Consider the following 15,512-nt stretch of genomic DNA (forward strand, 5'->3'; position numbering starts at 1 on the left):
ATGAAAATAGCATTGATTGCCCATGACGGAAAAAAGGCCGATATGGTACATTTCCTAAGTGGTTTCAAAAAGCAATTGCAAAATTCGAACATTGAATTGGTGGCTACGGGAACAACCGGTTCTCACATCGAAAAAATAGGAATCAATGTCCAAAAAGTGCTTTCTGGGCCAATAGGCGGTGATGCACAGATTGCGGCAATGGCCGCTCAAAAAGAATTGAGCATGGTTATTTTTTTTAGAGATCCTCTTGACAAGCACCCCCATGAACCGGACGTACAGATGCTGATGAGAATTTGTGATGTTCACAATATTCCCCTTGCGACAAATCCAGCTGCGGCAGAACTGATGTTCAAACAACTAACTTCACAATTTTAATGGAACCAAAAACAATCAAAAGAATAGGCGTACTTACCTCAGGTGGTGATGCTCCAGGGATGAATGCCGCGATCAGGGCCGTAGTCCGGGCAGGATTTTATTACAATCTAGAAATGTATGGCATCTACCGAGGATATGAAGGAATGATCCAAGATGACATCAAAAAACTTGAATCCAAGAACATTGCCCATGTCCTAGAACGCGGAGGCACATTTCTCAAATCGGCTAGAAGCAGTGAGTTTAGGACACCAGAAGGAAGGAAGAAGGCCTATGATAACCTTGTAAAACACGGAATCGATGCTTTAGTCATTATCGGAGGTGATGGTTCATTAACGGGAGCCCATTTATTTTACAATGAATATGGAATCCCATCTATTGGTCTTCCCGGCACTATTGACAATGACCTTGCCGGAACAGACTTGACGATTGGATTTGATACTGCCTGCAATACAGCGATTGAGGCTATTGATAAAATAAGAGATACTGCTACCTCTCACGACCGTCTTTTCTTCGTGGAAGTGATGGGAAGAGATGCAGGATTTATTGCCATCAATGCCGGAATAGGAAGTGCTGCCGCCGCAACTTTGATTCCTGAAAAGAAAATGCCAATCGAAAGGCTTGTAGAAAGACTGAAAGCAAGAACCAAAGCAATGAAATCTTCTAACATAGTCATCGTAGCAGAAGGGGGCAAAAGTGGAGGCGCTGTGGAGATCGCTGCAAAAATCAAAAAAGAACTTCCCTATTATGACATCAAAGTAACAATCCTTGGTCACCTGCAGCGTGGTGGGGCCCCAAGTTCATTGGACAGAGTCTTGGCAAGTAAACTTGGCGTATTTGCTGTTGAGGGATTAATGCAAGGAAAATACGATGTGATGGCAGGAATTATCAATAACAAGGTTGTCTTTACCCCCATTGCAAAGGCAATAGTGGGTCACAAGGAAGTAGATGAAGATGATTTTAGAATAGCAAAAATTTTATCAACCTAATGGGTTGAAACAAAAAAGGAGGCGAAAACCTCCTTTTTTGTTTCAACCCTTTTTTGGCAACACCTTTTCTACATTAATCCAAAAAGCCTTGGTAACCACAATGTCAACCCCGGCCATAAGGTAATGACTATCAATCCCAATATCATGGCGATGAAAAAAGGAATCAAGTGGCCGATGACCTTTTCTAATGTCGTACCTGCAACTTGAACCCCAATAAAAAGTACAGAACCGACAGGAGGAGTACACAACCCAATACACAGGTTCATGATCATGATAATTCCAAAATGAACAGGATCCACTCCCAACTCTGTCACTATTGGCAAGAAAATCGGAGTAAAAATCAGAACAGCTGGAGTCATGTCCATAAATACTCCCACAAAGAGTAAAATGACATTGATCAGAATCAAGATAACAATAATATTATCACTGACTGACAGCAAGGAATCTGTAATCGCCTGAGGGATATCCTCACTTGACATCACCCAAGACATGCTCATAGATGTTGCGATCAAAAGCATCACAATGGCTGTTGTCTCTGAGGATTTCAGTAGAATAGAAGGCAATTCTTTTATTTTCAGCTCTTTATAATAGAAGGACAATCCCAAAGTATAAATTACCGCAATTGCGGAAGCTTCAGTGGCAGTGAATATTCCGCCAACTATCCCTCCGATCACAATCACCAATAGCATCAGTGATGGAAATGCACGAAAAAAGGTTTTCGCAAACTCTTTTAATGAAACTCCCTCCCCAGCCGGCAGTTTTTCTTTTCGGATAAAAACTGCTGCTGTTAACATCAATACCAACCCGATAAAAATCCCAGGTAAATATCCGGCAACAAACAATGCGGCAATAGAAACCCCTCCCGATGCCAAGGAATAGACAATAAGGATATTTGATGGAGGGATTATCAATCCGGTGGTCGAGGAAGTTATATTCACAGCCGCTCCAAGTTCTTTTGGGTAGCCATCTGTTTCCATTCTTTTGCCAAGAATGCTTCCCAATGCTGATGCTGCTGCCGCAGCCGATCCTGCGATTGCCCCAAACAACATGGCAGCTATCACATTGACATATAATAAACTTCCCGGAAGTCTTCCTGCCAAGGATTTTGCCAATTCTATCAGTCTATTGGCAATTCCGCCTTTGTTCATTATCTCTCCTGCCAAAACGAAAAAAGGGATTGCCAGCAAAGCAAAACTGTCCAATCCTGTTGCCATCCGCTGTGCAATCGTAGTGGCAGAAGGTCCGGCTGCAACAGAGACAAGCAAAGTAATAAAACTAGCGATTCCCAAACTCCAGGCAACAGGAACCCCTATTGCCAATAAAGTGATAAATGAAAGAATCAAAATGATGATGCTGATATATTCCATCGCTTAGGATTTATAAAGTCTATAATGATGAGATATCTGAAAAATCTGGTAATAAATCACAAGCAATCCGCTGACCGGCAAAATGGTATAGATGTAGGCAAGAGGAATCTGCATAGTTGCAGATTTTTGCTTCAAAATGAAAGTGATGTACACGAGGTTACTTCCTCCCAATACCATTACCAAAAAGGCAAATAACAAAACTACCGCATTGATCAAAATCATTAATTTCATTTTTGATTTACCATGAAGTCTTCTGGGCAAAATGTCAATGGCTATATGCTGATCCTGTCCGGCCACATATGCTGCTCCCAACATCCCCAACCAAATCAACATGTATCTCGATAATTCATCTGTAAATGAACTTGGATTCTGTACCACGTACCTTGACAAAACCTGCCAGGTTACGTTTAAAACCATCAAAGTCATCAAAATAATCAAGAGTGACGAAATGACTTTGTCAAGATTTAATTTGAATGAAGCATTAAGCATTGGTAAATTTATTTTGGGTTAAAGAATTGAATTTAGAAGGAAGGGATCAAAGGCAAATAGTCTGAAACAAAAAGCACCTATAATGCTGAAATCCTTCATTCGACCTTTCTGATTTGATCCACGATTTCAAACAATTCAGGTTGGGAAATTTTGAAATCCTTATACATACTTTCTGTTGCCTCGCTAAAACCTGCTACTTCCGGATACAAGATGGTCACCCCCGCTTTTTTAAGTTCCCTGTAGGATTCCTCAACAGACTCTGCCCAAAGTTTATATTGATAAACAGCCGATTCGTCAGCTGCTTCCTGAAGCCATATTTTTTCCTGATCATCGAGTAGGTTCCAGACTTTGGTACTCACGATGAGCACATCCGGTACAGCAGTATGTTCATTGATAGAATAGAACTTGCAGACTTCATAATGCTTGGAAGTATAAAGACTTGGAGGATTATTTTCAGCCCCATCGACGATTCCTTGTTGCAGAGCGGTATACAGCTCGCCATACGAGACTGGAGTCGGAGAACCTCCAAAACTCTTCACCATATTGATGGCAGTATTACTTTCCATAACTCTGATTTTCAAACCTTTCAGGTCAGATGGATTTTCGATGGGTTTATTTTTGGTATAAAAACTCCTCTTGCCTGCATCATAATAACACAATCCCCTTAACCAAAAATCTTCTCCATCGAGCAGCAACTGTTTGCCGATTTCCCCTTTCAATACCTTATCTCTATGCGCATCGTCTTTAAAAAGGTACGGCATAGAAAGCACCTGCATCCTTGGCGCAAAGCTTTCCATCGTTGCTGAGGATACTTTAGTCATACCAAGACTTCCAATTTGAAGCAATTCCACCAACTCTCTTTCTGTACCCAATTGTTGGTTTGGATAGATTCGGATTTGCATCTGACCATTGGACTTCTCGGCAACTCTTTCTGCCATAAATTCCATCGCCTCATGGACAGGGTGTGTGATTCCAAGTCCATGACCCAATTTGATCAGCCTTACTCCTCCAGGACCTTTACAGGTAGAAAACAAAAGAAGAAATAATACGATCAAAAAAGTTGGTTTTGAGAGGGAATTCAAACACTTACGCTTAATGAACTGTATGTAATCAATCATGGGTTTATTGAGTCAATTGAATTTCATTTTCTAAGTTCTTGGATGGTAGTCAAAGCATTCTTGATATTACTTTCCAAAACCTCAAATTCTCCTTTTTCAATCGCTTTTTTGTCGAATAATTGAGAGCCCATCCCAACACAATGCACACCGGCTTTGAACCATTCTAAAAGGTTTTCCTTGGTAGGTTCCACACCTCCAGTTGGCATCATCTTGATGTCAGGAATGACAGACAAGACTGCTTTGATAAACCCTGAACCCAATAAATTTCCAGGAAAAGCCTTAACCAAAAGTGCTCCCATTGATTTGGCATGATGGACTTCCGTAACTGTGGCACAGCCGGGAACCCAAAAAATACCTTTCATGGTGCAGTAATTGGCGACTTCAGGAATCAACGCAGGAGAAACCACAAAATCTGTCCCGATCAGATGAAAACGGGCTGCGTCTCCTGCAGAAAAAATAGTACCTATTCCCAACAGCAAATCGGGATATTTTTCTGAATAAATCTTCAACTCTTTGAAAACTTCAAAAGCATTGGCTTCTCGGTTAGTAAATTCAAAAACCCGGATTCCGGCATTGTATGACGCATCGATAACTGCCTTTGCGATAGAGATATCCTTGTGGTTAAATACGGGAATCATTCCCGTTTCGGCCATTTTATCAAGGATTTCTTGCTGGGTATATTTCATTACTTGAGTTGGTTATTTGTTAATTGAAATTTGAAATTGCGTAAATGGAAGAGTAATTATTGAAAGGAGTTATTAAAAATCAATTACTACCTCATAAGCTTGCCGACATTTACTCCTTTTACCAAATCATGAACCTCCTCCAAAGAAACAAAATTGGCGTCACCTTTTATACTGTGCTTGAGGACAGAGGAAGCCGTCGCAAATTCAATGGCTTCTTGATCGGAAAAATGTAATAAACCATAAATCAATCCAGCGATAAAGGCATCTCCCCCACCCACTCTGTCTACAATATGTGTCATTTCATAGACAGTAGAGAAAAGGATTTCTTCCCCATTCCACAAGACACCCTTGAGACGGTTGTGAGAGGCAGAAATAGATTCTCTTTTCGTCTTGGTAATATACTTAATCTGAGGGTAATCCTTTTTGGCCTGAAAGCAAGCATCGCCCCAATCATCAAAGGCAATGTCCATACAGTTTTCAAAATCTGATTTTCCAGCTACCAAAACGTGTGTATATCTGATAAGCTCAGGCATGATATCCAAAGGTCCTTTACCATATTGCCAAAGGTTTCTTCTATAATTGATATCTCCACTGATTGTCAAACCTTTGTCATATGCAGCTTTAAGTGCCCTCAGAGTCATGTCCGCAGCATTTTGGCTCAGTGCTGGTGTTATTCCTGTCCAATGAAACCAATCCGCCCCATCAAAAACCATATCCCAATCAATGTCTTTTCCATCAAAATTGGAAAAAGCAGAATCAAATCTGTCATAGATGATTTTAGAAGAACGCTGCATGGAACCGTTCTCCAGAAAATACAAGCCCATTCTTCCCTCAGAAAAATAAATGTAATCCGTATTCACACCTGTCTGTCTCAGGTAACGGGCCGCAGCTTTTCCTATCTCATGGCCGGGAAAAGCTGTGATATGGAAAGTTTCCTGATCCCAATTGGCAAGACATATGGAAACATTAGCTTCCGATCCTCCAAAGACCGCTTCATAAGAACTCGCCTGAACGAACCTTTCGTGTCCCGGAGTGCTGAGACGCATCATTACTTCGCCTATGGTAATAATTTTTTTGCCCATTGTTTTAAAATGCTAATCTTTCATGAAAATAAACACTTAAATTTTGTTTTCAAGAAATACAGGATATAAGTTCATGCAAACGATTTCAGATTAAATCAAAATATATATGGCCGACAAACCAAATACTTTTATTCAAATCCACGAAAAGGACAATGTTTTGATCGCATTGGTGGATTTACCTGCAGAAAGTACCATTGATTTCCGCGGAAAGTCAATCAAACTTCAGCAGGAAATTCAGGCAAAACATAAGTTTACCATTGAACAATTATCAAAAGATGATGTAATCTATATGTATGGGACAGTCGTCGGACGAACCAAAATAGAATTACCTCAAGGAAGTTTGTTGACAACCCAGAATACCATCCATGAGGCTGCATATTACGGCAAGAAAACGGAAAATTACCAATGGAATCCTCCTTCCATAAGTAGATTTCAAAATCGGACTTTCATGGGCTATCACCGGGAAGATGGGCAAGTTGGTACTGCCAATTATTGGTTGATTATCCCATTGGTTTTTTGTGAAAACAGAAATGTCGAAGTCATCAAAGATGCATTTAATGAAGCTCTGGGGTATGGAAAAACGAATCCATTCAAGTCTATGGTCAAAAACATGGTGAAATTGCATCAGGAAGGAAGACAAGACGAAATTGTAAACCTGAGTGTGGAAAAAGCAAAGGAAATGGAGTCCCAAACACTTTTTCCTAATCTGGATGGTATCAAAGTTCTTGATCATCAGGGAGGATGCGGGGGTACGAGAAGGGATTCCGAATCACTGTGTGCACTTTTGGCAGGATATATCAATAATCCAAATGTGGCCGGAGCAACAGTATTGAGCTTAGGTTGTCAGAATGCACAGCCGTCGATCTTGAAACAAAAGCTACATAAAATCAATCCTGAATTAAAAAAACCTGTCATTATCCTAGAACAGCAAGAAGAGGGAACGGAGCAACAACTTCTTTCGGAAGCCATAAAAAAGACTTTTTTGGGCATGGTTGAAGCCAACAAACAAGAAAGAAAACCTGCCCCGCTGAGTAAGATAACTTTGGGATTGGAATGTGGTGGATCGGATGGCTTTTCAGGTATCTCAGCAAATCCTTCCGTAGGCTATGCTTCGGATCTGATAGTTGCTCTTGGAGGAACTACCATGCTTTCAGAATTTCCGGAATTGTGTGGAGTGGAACAGGAATTGATCAACCGATGTGCAACTGACGAATCAGCCGACAAATTCAGCGAATTGATGAAAGCATATGCAGCTTCTGCGATTGCAGTCGGTTCAGGTTTTGACATGAATCCCTCACCTGGCAATATCAAGGATGGTTTGATCACTGATGCGATAAAATCTGCCGGAGCAGCCAAAAAAGGGGGAACTTCACCTGTCATAGATGTCCTCGATTATGCAGAATATTTTCAAAAATCGGGACTCAATCTTGTCTGCACTCCGGGCAATGATGTCGAAAGTACGACTGCCATGGCAGGGTCGGGAGCGAATATCATGGTCTTCACCACGGGATTGGGAACGCCTACCGGAAATCCTATTGCCCCGATCATCAAGATCGCAACCAACACCAAACTTGCCAAACGGATGCCGGATATCATCGATATTGATACCGGAGGAATCATTTCAGGTGAAAAGAGTATACCCCAAATGGGTGAAGAAATCTTGGAAATGATTATCAAAGTGGCTTCTGGGGAAGTTAAACCAAAAGCTGTACTCCTCGGTCAGGACGATTTCATTCCTTGGAAAAGGGGAGTTTCACTATAGAGTTTAAAGGTTTTTGAAGTTGGGGGGTTGATGAGTTTAATGGTTGGAAAGTTGGAAGGTTTGAAAGTTGACCTGTTCAGTTCTACTTTCCATTTGTCATAGTTCCTTAATGATGCTCTTCCAAATCTTTTCGTCGACAGGAATCCCATGCTCCATATTTTGTTTTCTAATCTCAGGTATTTTTCCTCCCGGATACCTTATCTCACTTCCGACAAATGTTGAGGAGGATTGTAAATCAGAGATGATGGCATCCAACTTCTCCTCGGACCATTCTTTAATTCCTATTTTCTCAGCATCCAAGCAAATAAATACTTGCGACAAGCTGAATTCCTCTCCACTTTCGCCAACTTGAAAAGTTGACTTTCCACCAGACAATATGGTGGCCAACATATCAAGTAATAACGATAGGCCCGCCCCTTTCCATAAGCCAACAGGCAATGCCAATTCATTGGCTATTACACTTTCAGGGGATTTGGTAAGGTTTCCATCAGCGTCAAATCCCGCATCAAAAGGCATTTCTTTGCCTTCCCTCAGATAGGTTTTCAATTTTCCGTAAGAAAACTGTGACATAGCCATATCTAAAACGATATGACCATCAGAGTGCGGAATGGCTATAACCAAAGGATTATTGCCAAGTTTCGGTTCACTCCCACCCCATGCCGGCATGTTGGGTTTGGTATTGGTAAAGCAGATGCCGATGCAACCAGCTTCAGCGGCCTGCCAACCATAATTCCCCGCCCTCATCCAATGGTTCGTATTTTGCAGCGCAACAATACCCACTCCCAATTCTTTTGAAATTTGAATCGCCCGATCCATACATTGATAGGCGTTGAGCGGACCGGGACCGAGGTTTCCATTCCATCTTTCAAAAACCCCATAACTATCCAATATGCTCGCCTCCTGATTTGGAAGGACAAGCTTTTTCCTGATCATTTCCAAAAATACAGGAAAGCGATCCAATCCATGGGAAGCCACGCCATCTAAGCTGGCTTGGGTAAAAAGGATAGAACATAACTTTGCCCTGTCTTCTGTAAACCCGTTTTTAAGGAGGATTTTTTCTAAGTTTTGAATGATTTCCTGATAGGCTACACGCATGATTAATTGATTTTTGGGAAAGAAAAAAAGTTAATGAAGCCTAATCACAACCTCTCCACCACCAACATTTTGGATTTTGCAGCTTGGTACCTGATGTTTTTGGCTTTGGTATATTCTTCGGAGTTCCACCAATCTTTGGCCTTTTGGACTGAAGGAAATTCGAGGATCACCAATCTTTCCGGATTCCAATCACCTTCCAAAGATTCTGTTTGGGCACCCCGGACGACAAATTTTCCTCCAAATGGAAGCATGGAACCGGGAGTAAGTTTTTTGTAGGATTCATACATTTCAGGGTCATGGATACTGACCTCAACAAGAACCAATGCAGGCATATTTTTTCTGTTTAGTACATCAAAGTTTAGAAAAAATCCCTGATGTTTGATAAAGTTTTATGTAAACAGCCTTAAAACTTCCATCTAATTTTAGATTCAAACCTCCTATGCCAAACCCTAAGTCAATCTTTTTGGAACCAAAGGAAAAAAGACCGGAGAAAGTCCTTCAATTTGGGACAGGGAATTTCCTCCGTGGATTTGCGGATTGGATGATTGAGATTTTGAATGAAAAAACTGAATTTGACGGTTCTGTACATATCATCCAAAGCCATGGAAAATCCATTCCTGAAGACTTTGTTAAGCAAAATTACAATTATCACGTTTTGATCAGAGGTATTCAGAGCGGGAAAGTTATCGATGATTATAAACTTGTGACCTCGATCTCCGGGGTAAGCAATCCCAACTTGGATTATCGTTACTATTTGGATTTGGCCAAAAATCCCGATTTACAATTTATCATTTCCAATACCACCGAGGCAGGAATAGTATTCTATGAAAAAGATACTGATACCAAAAATGTTCCCACAACATTTCCGGGGAAATTGGCAGCATTGCTTTACGAGCGGTTTATATTCTTTGAGGGAAATGAAACGAACGGTCTGACAATTCTTCCCTGCGAACTCATCGAGAATAATGGGGAAAAGCTAAAAGACGGCGTGATCCATTATTCAGAATTGTGGCAGCTTCCTAAGAAATTTCTTCCTTGGATAGACGCTACTTGCACATTCTGCAATACGCTTGTAGACCGGATTGTTCCGGGTTTTCCTAAAGAGAAATTTGAAGAGTTTGAGAGGAAAACTGGCCTCAGAGACCATTTGGCAGTGATGGCAGAACCTTATCACTTTTGGGCAATAGAAGGGCCTGAATCTTTGAAGGCTGTTTTTCAGACAAAAAAAACAGGTCTGAATGTGGCAATCGTCAAAGACCTTCAACCTTATCGTCTCAGGAAAGTCAGGATTCTCAACGGTGCCCACACGGCCATGGTCCCTGTCGCATACCTACAATGCATTCGGACAGTTGGAGAAGCGATGGAAGATCCAAAGATCTCAATATTTATTTCAGACACCATCTATAAGGAGATCATCCCGACATTGGATTTACCAAAAGAGGAGTTGGAGCAATTTGCTGCCGATGTTTTGGATAGGTTTAGAAATCCATTTATCCGTCATGAGTTGATATCCATTTCCCTCAACTCCATCTCCAAATTCCGAGTCAGAGTCCTTCCCAGCATACTTGAATACCACAGTCGGACAGGTCAATTTCCTGAAAATCTCCTACGGTCATTTGCTGACCTGATCCGGTTTTACAAAGGGGAGATCAATGGTGAATCGATTCCATTGAAAGATGAACCTGCTGTGTTGGAGTTTTTTGAAAAAGTATGGCAAAAGAAAAATCTAGAGGAAATCGTAGAAACAGTGCTTTCTAATGTGGCATTATGGGGAATGGATTTAAATAGGATTCCGAGGTTAAAAGCAAAGATTATTGGCTATTTGGAAATGAGAGGAAATTAATCACCACTCCCCTCTCCTTCCTTTTTTCTTTTCAGATTGGGCTTTTTTTTCCTTCAATCTGTCCTCGACGGCACCTTTGCTAGGTTTGGTGGCTTTCCTAATTTTCTTTTTTTGAAAAGCTTTTTTGAGCAGGTCGTAGAACTTTCTAACTGCTATTTCTTTATTCTGAATCTGCGACCTCTTTTCTTGACTTTGGATACTCAAGTTTCCTTCCGTATCGATTTTGGACGAAAGTTTTTCTGAAAGTGTTGATTTTTCGGTTTCATCAAGGATTTGTGAATTTGGGATATTGAATCTTAGCTCCACTTTGGAGTTGACTTTGTTGACATTTTGCCCACCCGGACCGCTACTTCGGCTAAATTGAAACTGAAGTTCAGCATCCAAAACCTGATTGGCAATTTTTTCAGATATAGTCATATGCTACTTTTTTGGATAAGTTCAGTTGTCCCTTTTAAAAGTATATAAATTATTGATTCCATTGAAATTTGAAATTCAGAGTGTGAAGGATTGGAAAAAAAGGGATAATTCTGTCAAAAAATAAAATATAAGAATATATGGATTTATTTTCACACAATCTTGATTCTATATTTCCTTATACGTTCGTAAACGCACGAAAAAATTTGAGTAAAAAATATTTTCAACTTTTTTAAATTTTTTTTCGCCTTTTCCCTCCCGATGATAGAATTAAAAATGGCATTGGTATTCAAAAAAGTTAAAGTTGTAAAACCTACCTATTGTCAAAAAAAACAGATAAATGTTGTTGGTAGCAAAAAATATAGATTTCAAACTATTATTTGGAATTTTTAAGTAAAAACAATTTAAATAAATATTTTATTGTTTAAACATATTTTTTATTTTGTTTATATGGTTTGGTTTGCATAGTTTTATCTCAACGATAAGGACAAAAGGTTAAATCACCCACCGTTTTTCCTTCATCAAGTTGAAAATAAAAGAGGATTTAAAAGTTAATTCTCGCTTAATCTTATCTATCTCCAAAAATCTTTTTTTTCTCTGAACGCATTTATTTTTAATCTACAGTTTAATTTTTTTGCTTAATTCACCCAGTAAAAACCCTTCAATTCTGAAGGGTTTTTTGTTTTTTTGGCCAATTAAAAAATTTACTCAAAAATTAGTCCACACCTCATATCCATTCTTTTATGATTGACATTGCCAAAGCCACTTTGGAACAACTTTCCATAGTCCAAAAAATAGCCCATCAAACATGGCCTGTGACTTTTTCGAATATCCTTACGCCCGATCAAATTAGCTTTATGCTGGATTGGATGTATGACTTGAAAGCTTTAGAACAGCAGGTCAAAGAAAAGGGACATGTTTTTTTACTTGCCAAAGAAGAAGGTGAGTTTTTGGGATTTGCTGCCTACGAAGTCAATTGTCAGGATCAGGCCAAAACCAAGATCCACAAAATCTACATCTTACCCGGAACCCAAGGTAAAGGTGTAGGTAAATCCCTCATCAATAAAATAAAAAATATTGCGATAGAAAATGGAGATGGCTGCCTATTTCTTAACGTGAATAGGTTTAATGAAAAAGCCATCGAGTTTTATTCCTACATCGGATTTTATGAAGCTTACAGAGAGGTCATTGATATCGGAAATGGCTTCATTATGGATGATGTCGTCATGGAGATGAACCTGACTTTGTTGTGAAACCTTATTAATTAGTAATTTTTAGTTGTACATACAAAAATATCATCCTCGGGCGTCTAATTTTGAAAAATATGAATAAAAGAAGAGCGATAATTTTTTTATTAATCCAAAAAGAAATAAATTCGTTCATATGATAAAATAATTTATCAAATGACAGAAGAAAAAAGATATAAAGAAATTTCAGAAATAATAGGAGGTGTCAATTTCATTGGGAATTTAGATAGTCCTATGGACTTTATTTCAATTGCCTGTGAAGGTGTCGCTTCATATGCACTCAATAACTTTAAAGAAGAATTTGACCTTAGCTTATCGCAGGTTGCTTCTATTTTATCCAGTTCTGAGCCTACTCTGTACCGCCGTATCAAATCCAATCAAAAGCTCCCAAAAAACGACGCCATCAAGTTATTTGAAGTCACAGATTTATTCCTTTATGGTGAGAGGATCTTTGGGTCCAAGGAGGATTTTTTCAAGTGGATGGAATTACCCAATACCGCACTGGGTGGAATGAAGCCAATGGAGCTCATAGAAGTACCTGAGGGTGTCTCTAAGGTCTTTGATCTATTGGGAAGGATTGAGTACGGAGTTTATAGCTGATGTTGGTCTACAGGCTCTGCAACCCAAAATACAGTAATGACCTGAGTGGTACGGGTGCGGCAATTACGGGAGGCCGTTGGAATAAAAAAGGGAGGGCAGTGCTATATACCAGCGAATCAACGGCTTTGGCATTGTTGGAGGTAGTAGTCAATATTCCGCCTATGTTTCAACCAACCCTCAACCTATTGACGTTAGAAATCCCTGAAAATCTGTTAGCTGACTTCAATAGGGATATGCTTCCTGGCAATTGGTTCAAATACCCTGCACCGACCATTCTCGCAGAAATCGGAGAGAATTTTTATAGAAATGATTCCATTTTGGGTATAAAAGTTCCTAGTTCGGTGGTTTCTAATAATTCCAATATCATCCTTAACCCAAATAGCAAAGTGTATCCTCAAGTGAAGATCATTAGCAATGAACCGTTTATTTTCGACCCAAGACTCTACAGAAAAAGCTACTGATAAAAAATTAGAATTTCTATAGATAACTAAAATCAACCAATAAATCTGAATTTCAAATACTTGATTTTTTCCCCCTTTTCGCTGAAAAGTTTCTCATACTTTGTCTGAATGCCGTGATGCTCATCCCTAAACTGAGAAGTATAAAAATCATGGGTATGGATCAAAATTTCGCAATCAGGCCTGTTTTGGATCAATTCTAAAGTGTAATCAAACAAGCCCGTATTGTCAGTCTTGAAATGAATAATTCCATTTTTTTTAAGAAGTGGTTTATACATTTTAAGAAATTTTGGCGAAGTCAATCTTCTCTTTTCATCCCCTTCTCTAGGAAATGGATCTGGAAAAGTAATCCACAATTCAGCAATTTCTCCTGCATCGAATTGCTTCTCTAATAATTGGATTTGTGTTCTTAAGAATGCCACATTTAATAGTCCTTCAGAGATGGCGATCTTACTCCCCTTCCAGATCCTTGAACCTTTGATATCTACGCCTATAAAATTACTGTCAGGATATTCTCTTGCCAATCCAACTGTGAACTCCCCTCTTCCGCAAGCTAATTCAACTACCAAGGGATTTTCATTTTCAAATTGAACAGACTTCCAATCTCCTTTTATCGTTTCAAAAAGTTCTTTTCCGGGTTGGATGACATTACGGCTTTTTTCGTTTTCTTTGAACCTTTCCAGTTTTCTTCTACTCATGATTACAAATCGTTGATTTCGGCGACGACAAAAGTACTTCCACCTATAAATATTAAATCTTCTTTTGAGGCCAAATTTTTAGCCTTTTCGATAGCTAAATTTACATCCTTGACTATTTCCCCTATCAAATCTAACTCAAAAGCCTTTTTAGCCAATTCCTCGGCTTCCATTGCTCTTGGTATGTTTGCCTGACAGAAAATGTACCAGGCATCCCTTGGAAGCAATGACAATACTTTTGAAATATCCTTGTCATTCACCATCCCGATGACCATAAAAAGTTTGGTGAAATTCAGTTCGTTAATCTGCTCTACGATCAGTCTAATTCCATCCTCGTTGTGTCCCGTATCACAGATCGTCAATGGATTTTCCCCCAAAATCTGCCATCTCCCCCTTAGACCTGTATTAGAAACAATGCTTGATAATCCATTTTTCACTTCATTGTCCTCGATTTTCCATCCCAAAGATTTGAGGATTTTGATAGTCTGAAGGATTCCTGGTAGGTTTTTTTCTTGGTAATTGCCTTGAAGGTCAATTTCGATGTCATATTTTTTCCCTTCATCGAAGATCTCAAATAATCTCTTGCCACTTAAATTCATTCCTGATCTTTTGACCTGGATATAATCTTCTGCAAAATATATGGGTGACTGCACTTCCGCTGCTTTGCTTTGAAAAACAGAAAAAGTCTCTTGCTGTTTTTGACTTATCACAACAGGAACTTTTGGTTTGATGATTCCTGCTTTTTCCGCTGCGATCAATGGCAGGGTATTCCCCAAAAACTGCATGTGATCATAACTGATATTGGTGATCACCGAAACTTCAGGCAACACCACATTGGTTGAATCCAATCTCCCCCCCATTCCTACTTCGATGACAGCAATGTCAATTTTCTCTTTGGCAAAATACCAAAAAGCCAAACCCACAGTCATTTCGAAAAAACTTGGTTCTAATTCCTCCAAAAAGGCCTTGTTTTCTTCCACAAAATCAACCACATCTTTTTCAGGAATGTCTTTTCCATTGATTTTGATCCTTTCTGTGAATGATTTTAAATGGGGAGAAGTGTATAATCCTACTTTATAACCAGCTTCCATCATCACAGAACAAAGTGCATGAGAAGTGCTTCCTTTCCCATTTGTCCCCGCTACATGAATACATTTCAATTCTCTTTCGGGATTACCAAGATGGGCACATAGGGCCTCGGTATTTTTTAAATCATTTTTAAATGCGGCGGCTCCAATCCTCTGAAACATCGGTAAAGCATTGAACAAATAGTCCAACGTCTCAGGGTAAGTCAT

Annotated in this window: 17 protein-coding genes; 7 read left to right on the forward strand and 10 right to left on the reverse strand. The window is 39.5% G+C overall.

The window, feature by feature from the left end; translation table 11 throughout:
* Positions 1-375, forward strand: coding sequence for a methylglyoxal synthase (locus M3O96_RS06825; RefSeq protein ID WP_249719578.1), 375 nt, complete (start codon positions 1-3; stop codon positions 373-375).
* Complete coding sequence (pfkA, locus tag M3O96_RS06830) at positions 375-1,361, forward strand: 6-phosphofructokinase (protein WP_249719579.1); 987 nt, start codon at positions 375-377, stop codon at positions 1,359-1,361. The genes M3O96_RS06825 and pfkA overlap by 1 nt, the downstream gene beginning before the upstream one ends.
* Before the next feature lie 68 nt (positions 1,362-1,429).
* On the opposite strand, the gene M3O96_RS06835 is transcribed toward pfkA, so the two are convergent.
* From M3O96_RS06835 to M3O96_RS06855, 5 genes are all read right to left on the reverse strand, one after another.
* Entirely contained in the window at positions 1,430-2,728 is a 1,299-nt protein-coding gene (locus M3O96_RS06835) for a TRAP transporter large permease (RefSeq protein ID WP_249719580.1), read from the reverse strand.
* Positions 2,729-2,731: 3 nt separating this feature from the next.
* Positions 2,732-3,217, reverse strand: coding sequence for a TRAP transporter small permease (locus tag M3O96_RS06840; RefSeq protein ID WP_249719581.1), 486 nt, complete (start codon positions 3,215-3,217; stop codon positions 2,732-2,734).
* Positions 3,218-3,312: 95 nt separating this feature from the next.
* Positions 3,313-4,335 carry a TRAP transporter substrate-binding protein gene (locus M3O96_RS06845; protein WP_249719582.1) on the reverse strand — a complete coding sequence of 341 codons (1,023 nt, stop codon included), beginning with the start codon at positions 4,333-4,335 and terminating at the stop codon, positions 3,313-3,315.
* Positions 4,336-4,358: 23 nt separating this feature from the next.
* Positions 4,359-5,021, reverse strand: a complete 663-nt coding sequence (locus tag M3O96_RS06850) for a beta/alpha barrel domain-containing protein (RefSeq protein ID WP_249719583.1) — start codon at positions 5,019-5,021, stop codon at positions 4,359-4,361.
* Positions 5,022-5,107: 86 nt separating this feature from the next.
* Entirely contained in the window at positions 5,108-6,103 is a 996-nt protein-coding gene (locus M3O96_RS06855; RefSeq protein ID WP_249719584.1) for a sugar kinase, read from the reverse strand.
* A 106-nt stretch (positions 6,104-6,209) separates the two neighbouring features.
* Here M3O96_RS06855 and M3O96_RS06860 point away from each other — a divergent pair, with 106 nt between their 5' ends.
* Entirely contained in the window at positions 6,210-7,865 is a 1,656-nt protein-coding gene (locus tag M3O96_RS06860; RefSeq protein ID WP_249719585.1) for a UxaA family hydrolase, read from the forward strand.
* Positions 7,866-7,961: 96 nt separating this feature from the next.
* Here the strand turns inward: M3O96_RS06860 and yiaK are convergent, their stop codons facing one another.
* Complete coding sequence (gene yiaK / locus M3O96_RS06865; RefSeq protein ID WP_249719586.1) at positions 7,962-8,960, reverse strand: 3-dehydro-L-gulonate 2-dehydrogenase; 999 nt, start codon at positions 8,958-8,960, stop codon at positions 7,962-7,964.
* Positions 8,961-9,004: 44 nt separating this feature from the next.
* Complete coding sequence (locus M3O96_RS06870; RefSeq protein WP_249719587.1) at positions 9,005-9,292, reverse strand: DUF1330 domain-containing protein; 288 nt, start codon at positions 9,290-9,292, stop codon at positions 9,005-9,007.
* 107 nt (positions 9,293-9,399) lie between these two features.
* Here M3O96_RS06870 and M3O96_RS06875 point away from each other — a divergent pair, with 107 nt between their 5' ends.
* A complete protein-coding gene (locus tag M3O96_RS06875; protein ID WP_249719588.1) occupies positions 9,400-10,803 on the forward strand; it encodes a tagaturonate reductase in 1,404 nt (467 codons plus the stop codon).
* Here M3O96_RS06875 and arfB read toward each other — a convergent pair whose 3' ends face one another.
* The gene (gene arfB, locus M3O96_RS06880) at positions 10,804-11,220 is read right to left on the reverse strand and encodes an alternative ribosome rescue aminoacyl-tRNA hydrolase ArfB (protein WP_249719589.1); all 417 of its coding nucleotides are present in this window, start codon (positions 11,218-11,220) and stop codon (positions 10,804-10,806) included.
* A gap of 740 nt (positions 11,221-11,960) precedes the next feature.
* On the opposite strand from arfB, the gene M3O96_RS06885 reads away from it, so the two are divergent.
* The 3 genes from M3O96_RS06885 (at position 11,961) to M3O96_RS06895 (ending at position 13,525) form a co-directional block, all read left to right on the forward strand.
* Complete coding sequence (locus M3O96_RS06885; RefSeq protein WP_249719590.1) at positions 11,961-12,470, forward strand: GNAT family N-acetyltransferase; 510 nt, start codon at positions 11,961-11,963, stop codon at positions 12,468-12,470.
* A 150-nt stretch (positions 12,471-12,620) separates the two neighbouring features.
* Positions 12,621-13,064: an Xre family toxin-antitoxin system antitoxin gene (locus M3O96_RS06890; RefSeq protein ID WP_249719591.1), complete on the forward strand. Its 444-nt coding sequence runs from the start codon at positions 12,621-12,623 to the stop codon at positions 13,062-13,064.
* A complete protein-coding gene (locus tag M3O96_RS06895) occupies positions 13,064-13,525 on the forward strand; it encodes an RES family NAD+ phosphorylase (RefSeq protein ID WP_249719592.1) in 462 nt (153 codons plus the stop codon). The genes M3O96_RS06890 and M3O96_RS06895 overlap by 1 nt, the downstream gene beginning before the upstream one ends.
* A gap of 32 nt (positions 13,526-13,557) precedes the next feature.
* On the opposite strand, the gene trmB is transcribed toward M3O96_RS06895, so the two are convergent.
* Entirely contained in the window at positions 13,558-14,220 is a 663-nt protein-coding gene (gene trmB, locus M3O96_RS06900) for a tRNA (guanosine(46)-N7)-methyltransferase TrmB (RefSeq protein ID WP_249719593.1), read from the reverse strand.
* A gap of 2 nt (positions 14,221-14,222) precedes the next feature.
* Complete coding sequence (locus tag M3O96_RS06905; RefSeq protein WP_249719594.1) at positions 14,223-15,512, reverse strand: bifunctional folylpolyglutamate synthase/dihydrofolate synthase; 1,290 nt, start codon at positions 15,510-15,512, stop codon at positions 14,223-14,225.

This window comes from Aquiflexum sp. TKW24L, from assembly GCF_023502205.1.
Classification (GTDB): Bacteria; Bacteroidota; Bacteroidia; order Cytophagales; family Cyclobacteriaceae; genus Cognataquiflexum.

What these genes read in the sequence shown, in the direction of transcription:
- M3O96_RS06825 (WP_249719578.1), top strand. Translation starts at nt 1, where the DNA reads ATGAAAATAGCATTGATTGCCCATGACGGAAAAAAGGCCGATATGGTA.
- pfkA (WP_249719579.1), top strand. Translation starts at nt 375, where the DNA reads ATGGAACCAAAAACAATCAAAAGAATAGGCGTACTTACCTCAGGTGGT.
- M3O96_RS06835 (WP_249719580.1), bottom strand. Translation starts at nt 2,728, where the DNA reads ATGGAATATATCAGCATCATCATTTTGATTCTTTCATTTATCACTTTA.
- M3O96_RS06840 (WP_249719581.1), bottom strand. Translation starts at nt 3,217, where the DNA reads ATGCTTAATGCTTCATTCAAATTAAATCTTGACAAAGTCATTTCGTCA.
- M3O96_RS06845 (WP_249719582.1), bottom strand. Translation starts at nt 4,335, where the DNA reads ATGATTGATTACATACAGTTCATTAAGCGTAAGTGTTTGAATTCCCTC.
- M3O96_RS06850 (WP_249719583.1), bottom strand. Translation starts at nt 5,021, where the DNA reads ATGAAATATACCCAGCAAGAAATCCTTGATAAAATGGCCGAAACGGGA.
- M3O96_RS06855 (WP_249719584.1), bottom strand. Translation starts at nt 6,103, where the DNA reads ATGGGCAAAAAAATTATTACCATAGGCGAAGTAATGATGCGTCTCAGC.
- M3O96_RS06860 (WP_249719585.1), top strand. Translation starts at nt 6,210, where the DNA reads ATGGCCGACAAACCAAATACTTTTATTCAAATCCACGAAAAGGACAAT.
- yiaK (WP_249719586.1), bottom strand. Translation starts at nt 8,960, where the DNA reads ATGCGTGTAGCCTATCAGGAAATCATTCAAAACTTAGAAAAAATCCTC.
- M3O96_RS06870 (WP_249719587.1), bottom strand. Translation starts at nt 9,292, where the DNA reads ATGCCTGCATTGGTTCTTGTTGAGGTCAGTATCCATGACCCTGAAATG.
- M3O96_RS06875 (WP_249719588.1), top strand. Translation starts at nt 9,400, where the DNA reads ATGCCAAACCCTAAGTCAATCTTTTTGGAACCAAAGGAAAAAAGACCG.
- arfB (WP_249719589.1), bottom strand. Translation starts at nt 11,220, where the DNA reads ATGACTATATCTGAAAAAATTGCCAATCAGGTTTTGGATGCTGAACTT.
- M3O96_RS06885 (WP_249719590.1), top strand. Translation starts at nt 11,961, where the DNA reads ATGATTGACATTGCCAAAGCCACTTTGGAACAACTTTCCATAGTCCAA.
- M3O96_RS06890 (WP_249719591.1), top strand. Translation starts at nt 12,621, where the DNA reads ATGACAGAAGAAAAAAGATATAAAGAAATTTCAGAAATAATAGGAGGT.
- M3O96_RS06895 (WP_249719592.1), top strand. Translation starts at nt 13,064, where the DNA reads ATGTTGGTCTACAGGCTCTGCAACCCAAAATACAGTAATGACCTGAGT.
- trmB (WP_249719593.1), bottom strand. Translation starts at nt 14,220, where the DNA reads ATGAGTAGAAGAAAACTGGAAAGGTTCAAAGAAAACGAAAAAAGCCGT.
- M3O96_RS06905 (WP_249719594.1), bottom strand. Translation starts at nt 15,512, where the DNA reads ATGACTTACCCTGAGACGTTGGACTATTTGTTCAATGCTTTACCGATG.